This is a genomic window from Stenotrophomonas sp. PS02301 (assembly GCF_029959485.1).
Taxonomy (GTDB): Bacteria; Pseudomonadota; Gammaproteobacteria; order Xanthomonadales; family Xanthomonadaceae; genus Stenotrophomonas; species Stenotrophomonas maltophilia_Z.
This window is the reverse complement of the sequence record NZ_JASCOO010000035.1, coordinates 1-12,050: the sequence shown is the minus strand read 5'-3', so window position 1 is coordinate 12,050 and position 12,050 is coordinate 1. Positions and strand designations below refer to the sequence as shown.

General features: G+C 67.0%; 10 protein-coding genes and 1 pseudogene. 4 read left to right on the top strand and 7 right to left on the bottom strand.

Translation table 11 applies throughout. The features are described 5' to 3' along the window. Positions 1-2 precede the first annotated feature (2 nt). Both QMX81_RS10625 and QMX81_RS10620 read right to left on the bottom strand, forming a co-directional pair. Positions 3-1,499: a serine hydrolase domain-containing protein gene (locus QMX81_RS10625; protein WP_282261286.1), complete on the bottom strand. Its 1,497-nt coding sequence runs from the start codon at positions 1,497-1,499 to the stop codon at positions 3-5. 54 nt (positions 1,500-1,553) lie between these two features. Next, the gene (locus tag QMX81_RS10620; RefSeq protein ID WP_121043262.1) at positions 1,554-1,880 is read right to left on the bottom strand and encodes a hypothetical protein; all 327 of its coding nucleotides are present in this window, start codon (positions 1,878-1,880) and stop codon (positions 1,554-1,556) included. 112 nt (positions 1,881-1,992) lie between these two features. Here QMX81_RS10620 and QMX81_RS10615 point away from each other — a divergent pair, with 112 nt between their 5' ends. From QMX81_RS10615 to QMX81_RS10605, 3 genes and pseudogenes are all read left to right on the top strand, one after another. Then, entirely contained in the window at positions 1,993-2,592 is a 600-nt protein-coding gene (locus QMX81_RS10615; RefSeq protein WP_282261285.1) for a sigma-70 family RNA polymerase sigma factor, read from the top strand. Beyond that, complete coding sequence (locus QMX81_RS10610; protein WP_282261327.1) at positions 2,589-3,092, top strand: hypothetical protein; 504 nt, start codon at positions 2,589-2,591, stop codon at positions 3,090-3,092. The genes QMX81_RS10615 and QMX81_RS10610 overlap by 4 nt, the downstream gene beginning before the upstream one ends. Further along, positions 3,002-3,184, top strand: a pseudogene (locus QMX81_RS10605) (hypothetical protein); the annotation flags it as partial. The gene QMX81_RS10610 and the pseudogene QMX81_RS10605, both read left to right, overlap by 91 nt. 8 nt (positions 3,185-3,192) lie before the next feature. On the opposite strand, the gene QMX81_RS10600 reads toward QMX81_RS10605, so the two are convergent. The 5 genes from QMX81_RS10600 to QMX81_RS10580 all read right to left on the bottom strand — a co-directional run bounded on the left by QMX81_RS10600 (position 3,193) and on the right by QMX81_RS10580 (position 9,652). Beyond that, positions 3,193-3,585 carry an SseB family protein gene (locus QMX81_RS10600; protein ID WP_123728616.1) on the bottom strand — a complete coding sequence of 131 codons (393 nt, stop codon included), beginning with the start codon at positions 3,583-3,585 and terminating at the stop codon, positions 3,193-3,195. Between the two features lie 71 nt (positions 3,586-3,656). Then, entirely contained in the window at positions 3,657-4,154 is a 498-nt protein-coding gene (locus QMX81_RS10595) for a GNAT family N-acetyltransferase (RefSeq protein WP_282261281.1), read from the bottom strand. Between the two features lie 91 nt (positions 4,155-4,245). Beyond that, positions 4,246-5,967, bottom strand: coding sequence for an alpha-amylase family glycosyl hydrolase (locus tag QMX81_RS10590; RefSeq protein ID WP_282261279.1), 1,722 nt, complete (start codon positions 5,965-5,967; stop codon positions 4,246-4,248). After that, positions 5,967-7,454, bottom strand: a complete 1,488-nt coding sequence (locus QMX81_RS10585; RefSeq protein ID WP_259261304.1) for an MFS transporter — start codon at positions 7,452-7,454, stop codon at positions 5,967-5,969. Before QMX81_RS10585 ends, QMX81_RS10590 begins: the two co-directional genes overlap by 1 nt. After that, positions 7,451-9,652 carry a Six-hairpin glycosidase-like protein gene (locus tag QMX81_RS10580; protein WP_282261271.1) on the bottom strand — a complete coding sequence of 734 codons (2,202 nt, stop codon included), beginning with the start codon at positions 9,650-9,652 and terminating at the stop codon, positions 7,451-7,453. The genes QMX81_RS10585 and QMX81_RS10580 overlap by 4 nt, the downstream gene beginning before the upstream one ends. A 233-nt stretch (positions 9,653-9,885) precedes the next feature. On the opposite strand from QMX81_RS10580, the gene QMX81_RS10575 reads away from it, so the two are divergent. Further along, positions 9,886-11,952 (top strand): glycoside hydrolase family 97 protein, encoded by a 2,067-nt coding sequence (locus QMX81_RS10575; protein ID WP_282261269.1) that lies wholly within the window; start codon positions 9,886-9,888, stop codon positions 11,950-11,952. The last annotated feature ends 98 nt before the right edge of the window (positions 11,953-12,050 follow it).

Sequence of the window (12,050 nt, the reverse complement as noted above, 5' to 3'; positions counted from 1 at the left end):
GCTCAGGGCATACGCTGGAAGGTCAGGGTCTCGAACGTAAGCGACCGTACCTGGCCCTCTCCCACCTGGAAGGTCAGCCAGCTCCCCGAACCGGGGACGAGTTCAACGCGCCCCTGATCCATCTGTTCGCCTGCACTGGCGACGGCGTCCAGCCGCCCCCAGCGCAGCCGCAGCGCCTGCTCACCGGCCACCTCGACCCGCATCTCGCCGAGCAGCGGATGGACGTATCGGCCCACGAAATGGTCGCGCGGCAACGACCGCCGCCAGGGGCGTGACTGGATCGCCTCGCGCTGGCGCGACACGTTCGCCTGCATCTGGGCCGCCTTGGCCTGCAGCGCCAGGAAGCGGGCGGCAGAGCTCGACGTGATCCCGGGCTCGTGTAACAGCAGGCCATATACGTGATCGGCGATGAGGTTGGTCAGCGGCGCGCCCAGCACGTCCTCGTTGTTGAGCACCACCAGCGCGATGTTCTGGTCCGGCATGAACGACAGGTGCGCGTGGAAGCCGGCGAATCCACCGAAGTGGTGCAACAGTGGGTGGCCCTTGTACTGCCCGGTGTACCAGCCCCACGCGTAGCCGTCGCGCGCGAAATCCAGATAGCTCGAGTCCAGCGCGACCTGACGCTGCTGCGAGCGGGTGATTATCTCCCGGGCAAGGGCGGTGTTGCCCTCCCCCGGTAGCTGCGCGATCAGGAAACGCGCCAGGTCCGGCGCGGTGGCGACCATGCCGCCGGCCGCCTGCATCGTGTCGTCCGCTTTGCGCAGATACAGGGGCGTGGTCGGCTGCGCACTGGCCAGCGAGTAAGGCGCGGCCATGGGCCAGCCGGCCGCTTCGGCAGTGCTGATCCGGGTACTCGTGTGCCGCATGCCCAACGGCTCGAACAACGTGCGCTGGAGCTGGTCCTGCCACGGCAGGCCGTTGTGCTGGTCCATCCAGATGCTGAGCAGGTTGTAGCCCAGGTTGGTATAGCGGAAGGTGCCGTGCGCCGCGTCCGGATCGCGTTGGGTTCCCGCCACCAGCGCCCGCCGCGAGGCGCTGTCGTGCACGCCGCTGAAGGCGGTGGCCCAGACCAGGGCGGTGTTGTCCACGCCGGCAGTGTGCGTGAGCAGATCGCGGACGGTGATCGCCTCGGCGTCCAGGCCATCGAAGCGTGTTTGCGGAAACATCTGCTGGAGTGACATCGCCATGTCGAGCTCGCCGGCGCCCTGCTTCTGCAGGGCGTTCAGCGCGAAGAACGGCTTGGTCGCCGAGGCGATGTAGAAGACAGTGTCAGCCGTGATCGGCGTGCCGGTCCCGATATCCGCGAGACCGTAGTAGCCTTCATGGATCACCTTGCCGCCCTTCACCACCACGACGGCGGTACCCGAAGGCAGGCCCGTGGCCGCCTTGGTCTGTTCGATGAGGGAGGACAGTGGGGCAAAATAGACAGGCGTGGCAGCGCGCACCGGAGACATCACGGCCACGGCAACGCCGGCACAGAGTGCCAGGATGCGTTTCATTCGAGGTCCTGTTGCAGGGGAGCCGCTGGCGACGCGGGCGGCAGGATGGCGACCTTACTTCAAACGGCGATCCAGCACGAAGTACACCACGTTGCCCAGCCCGGTCGCACCGAGCAGCAGGGCGATCGCGCCGGGGGTGACCCGGTCGATACCGAGCAGATCGACCAGGCCGAAGGCCAGCGCCAGGGTCAGCAACACGCAGCCCCAATGCAGCGAGGCCAGCCGCCGCTTGGTGGTGTCGCCGGCCAGCAGCGAGCGCACCAGCTCTTCCGAGCCGCGCGCTTCAACGATCCGGCGGCGCGTGTGGCCATCGACCACGCTCTTGATGGCATACACGATGCCGAGGATCAGGACGACGGGAAGAATCAGGTTGTAATCCATGGGGCGTTCGTTCCATTGAGGAGGGGCTTGTCCACTGAGATACGGCCAGGGCGGAATGGGTTGCACGGATCACGGTTGCAACCGATGGCGCACTCGACGTATCCCTATGGGGATGCGCACCCCGCCGCCCACCCCTGCCGACTGTCTGGACGCCGACCGGGCACTGGTCGCCGCTATTCTGTCGCGGCAGCCCGGCGCGTTCGAGCAGCTGGTGCGCGAGTATCAAGGGCTGTGCTGGCGAGTGGTCGACCGTATGGTCCGCCACCCCGACGACACCCGCGAACTGTGCCAGGAAGCCTTCCTGCGCATCCATCAGACGCTGCATCAGTACCGCGGCGAAAGCGCGTTGAAATCCTGGGTGGCACAGGTCGCCTATTCGATCGCCAAGCGCCACCTGGAACGGCGCCGTATTCCGCTGGTGGAGAACACCGTAAGCGACGACGGCACCGCGTTGATTGATCGGATCGGCGATGGCATCGATCTGGAAGCACGCACCAGCGAGCAGGACATCAACACCCACCTGCACGCGGCGATCAATGCCCTGCCCCCGCTGCAACGCACGCTGCTCACCCTCTATCATCTGGAAGAGATCTCCATCGCCGAGATCGCCATCCTGACCGACCTGGCCGAAGGCACCATCAAGAGCCATCTGTTCCGCAGCCGGAAACGGCTGCGCGAGCTGCTCGAATCCCGTATTGGAGTGCCCGCATGAGCACCGCAGATGATCCCCGTATCGACCCCGAGGAATGGCAGGCCCAGGAACGTGGCCTGCGCGCGGCGCTGAGTGGCCAGCGTGCTGCGCCGGACGCCGCCGACTATCTGCGCATCGCCCAGGCGATTGCCTCCGCACCGCAGAGTGGGCCGCCGATGCGCTTCGCCCGTGATGTCGCGCTGCGCATTGCCCGGCATGACGCCGGTATCGAGCGTTGGGTGTCACGGGTATTGCTTGCCTTGTTGGCACTCGCCGTCCTGGCCATCGGGGCGATGTTCGGCCCAGTGTGGTGGGGCGCGATCAAGCAGAGCGCCGGGCCGACAGCATCCGGCTGGCTGCTGGTGGTCGCAGGCTGCGTGGGCGTGTCATGGCTGGCCGGTCGCTGGCGCACACGTGTCCAGAAGCACCCAAGGGCTTCCAGCAACCGCCCTACACCACCTCCACCGAACTGCTCGCCTACATCCGCGCCGAGACCCCGGCCGACCGCCAGCAGCGGGTAACGGTCCTGTTCGAGAAGATCAGCTTCTACGACAACCGCGTCCTCACCGCGAGCGCGCAGAAGCGTGCCGATGCAACGTACGACGTCACTTTAACGCAGCTTCAGCGCGGGCCGTCGGCGAAGTCCTTGAGGATTTCGCCGACGCCGGACGGCGAGATTTCAAAGCCCAGCGATGTCCCCGGATTGATCACCACGCCGTAGCCGCCGGGGACGCGCTTGAGTACGTCCAGCATGAGCATGCGGATCGTGTGCGGGGCCTGCTGGCTGTGGAAACCGACGCGGCTCATATCGGTGAACACCGACACGTGCAACACGCCCTGCTTATCGAACAGCAGCGGATCGAAACCGCTGCCATCCGGCGTCACCAGGCTCCCGGTGAGCAGCACCACTTCGGACGCCACGAATGCCTTCATGAACAGGCCGATCGGCAGCTGACCATCCATCGCGGTCTTGAGCAGCGTTTCGATCGGGGTCTGGGGGGCGGCATCGTTCATGGAATGCAGGGGTATGGGTGGGGGCCGCTAGTGTACCGCCGGGGCTGTGGAGAGCCGGCCAGCGGCCGGCATTACGGGCGCGGTGGACCGCCGATCAGGTAGAGGTGGAACCGCGGGTCATCCTCGGCCAGCGCGACATGCGGCAGGCCAAGACGCGGCAGGGTCCGCAGCCAGTGGGCATGCGCAGCCACGTCGCCGCGGAACACTGCGAGCAGCCATTGCCCCTCGCCGGGGCGCACCAGTGCGTTGACCACGTAGGCCGCCAGGCCTTGCCGCCGGTACTTGGGAAGCACGAAGAGATCGGCCAGTTCGGGATAGTGGCGCCCGTCCCGTTCCACCCGGTCCACCAGCACGAAGCCGGCGAGTGCCTCGTCGACGAACAACAACCGCGCCCACTGCGGGGCGTTGCGCAGGGAGTCCTCGACATCGCTCCGATCACAGTCGAACAGGCCGTCGGAGCGAACTTCTTCTCCGCTCCAGGCCGACGCCTCGAAGTAGTAGAACTGCATCAGGTGGAACAGGCGCTCGGCGTCGTCGGGCGTCGCGGGGCGCAGGGACAGGCGTGACATGGAGAACGCACTCGAAAGGATCGCCTTGCGCGATCGCGAGCTCGATTGTAGTGCCCGGCCCACCGCGAACGGCAGACCGGGCATCACCCGGCTACTTTGCCAGACGCTTCGTGCGTGCCTGCTGATCGTCGACCGCCGCCTTCAACCGGGCCTGGAGCGCGGCCTGGTCGACCTGGGCATCCAGCACGAATACGCGCACGCCATGCGCAGGCACCTCGGCCTTCAATGATCCCTTGACCGTCTGGTTGGCGCCGCCCAGCGCGTCGCGCCAGGTCCCGGCCTGCAGATAGCGGCGCACCTCAAGGGTGCGGGCGGTGTCGCCCTTGTTGAGCAGCACCAGCGCGGTCTGGGCGGTATCGCCGTGCTGCAGCACGCGGAAGAACGCCGCTTCATCGCCCTGCAGCCGCTCGTTGACCTGCAGACCGCGCTGCAGGGCGGGTGTGGCCTCACGCAGTTTGGCGATGCGCTGCAGCGGCGCGTAGATCGGGCTGTTCGGCGCGTCGTCGACGCGCGCCTGGCCGAAGTAGGCGCGGTTGCCGGCATGCTCGGCGCGGCTGCGCATGAAGCCGGTTTCCGAGCCGTAATAGATCACCGGAATGCCGCGTGCGGTGAACAGCCAGTTGTGGGCGTCGATGAACCCGGCATCGTTCGCGTCCAGCCGGGCCATGTCGTGGTTGTCGTAGAAACTCATCAGCTCATACGGATTGGCGTACGGCCCATCCAGCAGATGCAGCGGCTCGGCCAGGGTTTCAAAGCCTTTCTGCTCCTTGCCGAATACGGACGACAACGCACCGCGCAGCGGGAAGTCCAGCACGCTGACGTTCGCGTTGGCAGGCCAGGTGTGCTCGGCGATCTTGCTGGCGTCGTAGTCGAACGCTTCGCCGAACATGAACATGCCCGGATGTTCGGCACGGATGCGGTTGACGAACGCATGCCACCACGGGTGCGGCAGCCAGCCGATGGTGTCGATCCGCAACGCATCCACGCCCTGCGCGGTCCACTGCAGGTACGCGCCCACCAGGTAGTCCATCAACGCCGGGTTGTGCTCGTTGAAATCGGAGAGCTCGGCCAGGTTGCCATCGAACATCGAGCCGTTCTTGCCGTCGACCGGGCCGATGTTGTTGTAGAAGGCGTGCAACGGGTTGTGGGCCGGGTCCAGCTGCTGCGGCGGGAGGTTCTGATGGTCGGCGATCAGCCGGCCGTCCTTGTCGAAGATCTGGCCGAACTGCGGCTGCGCCACCGGCATCGTCCACGCGGGCGAGCCATGGTTGCCCACGATATCCAGCACCACTTTCAGATCGGCGGCGTGCAGGCCGCGGGTGAAGGCAGCAAAGTCCAGGCCCTTGCTCGGCAGATGCTCGTCCAGCGTGTAGAAGTTGACGCCCCAGTAGCCGTGGTAGCCGGTCTTGCCGCGGTCGGTCAGGGTGCTGGTGCAGCTGATCGGCTTGCTGCCGGTGAAGGCCTGGTCCGGGTTGTCGATGATCGGGGTGATCCACACCGCGCCGAAACCCAGTTTGCGGATGTACGCGGCATTGTCGAGCACGCCCTTGAAGTCACCGCCGAGGTAGCCGATGTTGCCGTCCACCTTGTCCGGGCACGGCACCGGGATGTCGAAGGTGGGATGCGCGCCGCCCTGGTCACGCTGATCGTTGGACGGATCACCGTTGACGAAGCGGTCGGTGACCACGAAGTAGACCGCCTGGCTGGCGAACGGCTCACGCGTACCGACATAGTCCGGGCGCTCGACGGCCAGGGCGGGAGTGGCGGACAGCGCGAATGACAGGGCCAGCGACAACGACGAATACCGGGACATCAGACAACCTCCTGTTGGGATGGCACATACAGCACGCACAGGCCGGCCAGCAGCAGGCTGCCGCCACCGAGCGCAAGCACGTGCATCGGGTCGCCGCCCAGCCACGTGCGCAGCAGGAAGCCGAGTGCACTGGCCGCGACCAGCTGCGGAATCACGATGAAGAAATTGAACAGGCCCATGTAGATGCCCATCTTGGCCGCCGGCACGCTGTCGGACAGCAGCGCATACGGCAGCGACAGGATCGAGGCCCAGGCGAAGCCGACGCCGACCATGGACAGCAGCAGCCAATGCGGATCACGGATGAACAGCATCGAGATCAGCCCCAGCCCGCCCAGCCAGAGGTTGACCAGGTGGCTCCAGCGCAGGCCCAGTGCGCGCACCATCACCGGGATCAGCAGCGCGGCCAGTGCCGCGAAGCCGTTGTAGGCACCGAACAGCACGCCGACCCAGTTGGCGCCCTCGTTGTAGGCGGCAGAGCCGGTATCGGTGGAACCAAAATGGGTGCCGGCGACAGCGGCGGTGGTGTAGATCCACATCGCGAACAGCGCGAACCACGAGAAGAACTGCACCCAGGCCAGGCGACGCATGGTGCGCGGCATCGCACGCAGGTCGTCGACGATGGTGGCCAGCATGTTCGCCCCCGGCACACAGCGCGCCACCCCCAGCAGCACGCCATAGGCGATGCACAGGCCAGCCAGCACATACAGCATGCGGTCACCCTGACGCGCCGCGATGGCGGCGGCCAACACGATGCCCACCGCCACCCAGCCGCCGATCTGCGCCCACGGCGGCGGTCCGGCCACGCGCGCACTCTGGTGCACCGCGGACGGCTCGGCGTCATCGAAGCTGGCCAGCTCGGCCGGCGAGTATTCCCGGGTGCTGATCACCGTCCAAGTGATCGCCGCGAGCAGCACCGCCGCGCCGAAGTAGAACGCGTAGCGCACGGTATCGGGCACCTGCCCGGCTGCCGCCGTATTGGCGACGCCGAAGTGGGCCAGGATGAAAGGCAGGAAGCTGGCGACGATCGCACCGATGCCGATGAAGAAGCTCTGCATCGCAAAGCCGGTCGGCCGTTGCCGTGGGGCCAGTTGATCGCCGACGAACGCGCGGAACGGCTCCATCGATACATTGATCGAGGCATCCAATACCCACAGCGTACCCGCGGCGATCCACAGCGTCGGCGAGTTCGGCATCACCAGCAGGGCGAGCGTGGTCAGCACCGCACCGATCATGAAGAACGGACGGCGGCGGCCCCAGCGCGTCCAGGTGCGGTCGGACAGGTAGCCGATCACCGGCTGCACCAGCAGACCGGTCAATGGCGCGGCGATCCACAGCCCAGGCACCGCGTCCATCGGCGCGCCGAGCGTTTCGAAGATGCGGCTGGCATTGGCGTTCTGCAGCGCGAAGCCGAACTGGATGCCAAGGAAGCCGAAGCACATGTTCCAGATCTGCCAGAACGACAGCGTTGGTTTGGGCGACCGGCTCATCGGCGCGGCTCCGTCGAGGCCGCGACCGGCATCAGGGTCAGCGCGGACACGCGGGCCTGATTGAGCACGCCCTCACTGCCGCCCTTGCCGCCGTTGTACTGCGCGAAGTGGGTCAACGCGCTGATGTTGAAGCCCTCGTCCAACGTGATGCGGCAGGCGCGTGCCGGCAGCTCGAATTCAACCGCCGTGGAGTCCTGTTCGCCCACGCTGTGCGGCATCACGATGGGGCGGCGCTGCTCCGGTTGACCCTCGCATTGCAGCACCAGCGTCTTCACCGCTGCGGTCACACCGGTGTTGATCGGGCCGTTCGGGTTGTCGTAGCGCAGGCGTGCACGCCAGCGGCCGGCGGTCGGTGCGGTCCACTGCCAGTGCCTGTCGCCGGCCAGCACCTGCTGCGGGCCGATGCAGGTCATCGGGCTGTGCAGCGATTCCAGAGTGCCCTCCCGGCGGGTCAGGCTCAGGCAGTGACTGGCACCGTCCCTGGCAATCGTGGCGACACCCCGTGTGGGCGTCAGCGTCTGGCCGTCGCGCCACAGCACGTGCCCGGCGGGCACCGGGATCTGCCAGCCTGCCGTCGTTTCACGCGGCACCGGGGCAGCGGGGGTGGCCGGGGCGAACACCGCCGAGGGACGCAGGATCGCTGGTGATGGCGTCGCGCCCGTGGCATGCAACGGCACCAGCTGCACCGTGGTGATGCTGCCATCGCGCTGGATGTCACCCGCCACCAGCAGCTCGCCGGCAAGCCGCTTCGGTCGCACCAGTACGTATTGCTGTTTGCCGTCGTCCAGGCGGATGCGGTCATGCTCACCGAACAGTGTCGGCACCAGCGACACCGGCAGCTTCGGCGCGATGCGGCCATCGTCTTCCACGCCGAACACGCCTTCCAGCACCATCGAGAGGTACCCGGCCACCGACCACAGCTGCCGCGGCGAATTGACCACCGGGCCGCTGAGCACGCCTTCATCGACATGCACCGCCAGCGTGCGCATCTCGTAGTTTTCCATGTTGGAGCCGGCCAGCGCGGTGCTGCGCATCAGCGATTCGATTTCCATGGCGATGCGCGGCGCATCGTCCAGCCGGCGCGCCGCGCGCAGCGAGTACGCGCTGACGAACGGCCAGATGCCGCGGTTGTGGTAGATCGGCTGCTGCGCTTCCTGCGGCCAGACGACCGGGCTGCCACCGGCCACGGCCGGGTAGTTCGCCAGCGCGCGGCGTGCGCGATCGGCCGGGAACACATCGGCCAGCACGCCCAGCGAGAGCGCGAGCAGATCGTACTTGGCGTACGGCACCGGGTGGGCCGCCTCGCCGATGTAGCTCATGTACTGGCCGGCATCCTCGCGCCAGAAGCGTGCATCGACCTGGCGGGCCAGTGCATCCGCCCATTGTCCATAGGTGGTGGCGCGCGCATCGCCGCGCTGGCGTGCCAGCTGCTCGGCCAGCCGCAGCGCTTGGTAATGCAGCACGTTGGTGGACAGCGCAAAGGACTCGGCGATGAAGCGCACATCCTCGCGGGTCCAGTCCGGGTAGGTCTGCTCGCGCCAATCCAGGAACGAGGTCTCACCGCGATACAGCCCGACCCGCGCATCGAACACTGCCTCGCGATCCTGCGCGAGGGTGGCCTGCAGTGCCTGCCAGACCTGGTCGGCAAACGCCGCGTCATCCAGCAGCCCGCGTGCGGCCAGGAACCACACCACGCGATCACTGCTGATCGGCCAGCTGCCGCCGGAGCCGGTGTCCTGTGCCACGAACAGCCCGGGGGTGTGGCCGTCGCGCGCGGTGGACAGTTTGAACTGCAGCGACTGGCGCGTGCGCACCGGATCCAGACGCGACAGCGCCAGATCAGCGGCGAAGCTCACATCGCGGGTCCACACGTAGGGCCAGCGTTCGCCGGTCTGGAAGCAGGCACAAGGAACCGGCTTGCCGTGATTGAAGGCGGGGTCGCGGATCGCCTCCACGCGGTCGGCATCCATTTCCTGCTGGGCGAGCCCGAACAGCGCATCGAACAGCACACTGCCGGTTTCGCTGCGCATCGGCTGCGCGATGACGCGCACCTCGCCCTGCGGCGCATGCAGACGGTAGCCACCCTCAGCGGCGGTCTCGGCGCGCGCATGGCGGCCGTCGAAATCCAGGTCGGCCGCACGGGCGGTGGACCCCATCGCTGCCCCGAGGGCAACGGTCAGGCAGATCATCTTCAGCATCGAAGTGGCGAACCGGCTTGCGCCTGTTGCCTCCCTCCCCTTTGCTCGCGTTGTAGGTCCGCACCGCCTCGCGGCAATGCGCTCGCGGCCCCCTCCCAGGGTGCCTTGGGCCCATGGTAGACGGCACGCCGCAGCCTGCATCGAGCTGCATACGTATTCATGGCCAGGGCGGTCGGCAATCGTGACCGCATCGCTATAGTCCGGGGGTGTTTTCGGCCGCCTTGGGAGGGGAAATGCCGTCACTGTCGCATCCAACAGACGGGCCTTTCGCACGTCGTCGCCTGCCCCTGCTGGGCTGGATCCTCTGCGCATTCAGCGCCACTGCCTTCGCCGAGCCGGTCACCGTGGCCAGCGTCGACTCGCCCGGCAAGGTGCTGCGCGTGTCACTGCAACTGGACGGCGGCACCCCCAGCTATCGGGTTGAACGTTTCGGTGAGGCCGTGGTGGACACCTCCAAGCTCGGCTTCCAGCTGCGCGATGGCCGCCTGGACCGGGATCTTGCCGTGGTTGGCCAGCAGTCGCGCAGCGTCGATGAGACCTGGGAACAGCCGTGGGGCGAGCGCCGGCTTACCCGCAATCACTTCAACGAAGTGGTCGTGCAGCTGGCCGAACGCAGTGGCGCCAAGCGCCGCATCGATCTGGTGTTCCGGGTCTATGACGACGGCCTGGGCTTCCGCTACCACTTCCCTGAGCAGCCGGGCATGCGCGAGGCGATCATCGACGATGAGCTGACCGAGTTCGCGATCGCACCGACCTCCACCGCCTGGTGGATTCCGGCCGGTGAGCCGATTCACTACGAATATCTCTACCAGCGCACGCCGCTGGATCAGGTGCCACTGGCACATACGCCGATGACGCTGCGCAGCCGCGATGGTCTGCACATCGCCATCCACGAAGCCGCGCTGGTGGACTACGCCGGCATGTGGCTGCGCCGCACCGAGGGCCAGCGCCTGCGCGCGCAGCTGTCGCCCTCGGCGGAAGGCTGGAAAGTGCGGCGCAGCCTGCCCTTCAATACCCCGTGGCGCACACTGCAGATCAGCGACACCGCCGGCGGACTGGTTGAGTCCAGCCTGATCCTCAACCTCAACGAGCCCAACGTGCTGGGCGACGTCAGCTGGGTGAAGCCCTCCAAGTACCTGGGCGTGTGGTGGTCGATGCACCTGGATGAGGAGAGCTGGGCCACCGGCCCACGGCACGCCGCGACCACGGCCAAGACCAAGCGCGTGATCGACTTCGCCGCCCGGCATGGTTTCCGCGGCGTACTGGTGGAAGGCTGGAATCCGGGCTGGAACGGTGACTGGGTCGGCAATGGCTACGCCTTCGATTTCACCCGGCCCACCGCGGACTTCGATATCGAGGCCCTGTCGGCTTACGGCGCGAAGAAGGGCGTGCACCTGATCGGCCACCATGAAACCGGCTGCGCGATCGAACACTACGAAGATCAGCTCGGCGCGGCGCTGGATCTGTATGCGCGGCTGGGCGTGGATTCGTTCAAGAGCGGCTACGTCTGCGACGACGGCCAGGTCGACCGCCGCAACCCGGCCGGTGGCCCGCTGTGGCGCGAGTGGCACGACGGCCAGTTCATGGCCCGCCATCACCTCAAGGTGGTGCAGGAAGCAGCCAAGCGGCATATCTCGGTGAATCCGCACGAGCCGATCAAGGACACCGGCCTGCGCCGCACCTACCCGAACTGGATCAGCCGGGAAGGCGCGCGTGGCATGGAATACAACGCCTGGGGCCAGCCGCCGAACCCACCCGAGCACGAGGTCAACCTGGTGTTCACCCGCATGCTGTCCGGGCCGCTGGATTACACCCCCGGCATCCTGAGCCTGAAGGGCCGCGGCGGTCAGGCGATCCCCAGCACGCTGGCTCGCCAGCTCGCGCTGTACGTGACGCTCTACAGCCCGATCCAGATGGCCGCCGACCTGCCCGAGCACTATGAGCAGCACCGTGAGGCCTTCCGCTTCATCGAAGACGTCGCGGTGGACTGGGACGACACCCGCGTGCTCAACGGCGAGGTGGGCGACTACGTGACCATCGTGCGCAAGGACCGCCACAGCCGCGACTGGTTCCTGGGCAGCATCACCGACGAACACGGCCGCGTGCTGCCCGTTTCGCTGGGCTTCCTGGAGCCGGGTGTGCGCTACCGCGCGGAGATCTACCGCGATGGCGACGGCGCCGATTTCCGCAGCAATCACTTCGCCTTCGTGCGCGAAACCCGCGAGGTCACCAGCGCCGACGCGCTGGCGCTGGTGCTTGCGCCCGGTGGCGGCCAGGCGATCCGTTTTACGCCGCTGTAGACCTGATCAGAGGTGGCCTCGACATCGCCCCGTGACGTGTAGTGCCGGCCGCTGGCCGGCTCCTGCATCTGCATGGCATCCCGGGGATGCCATGCAGA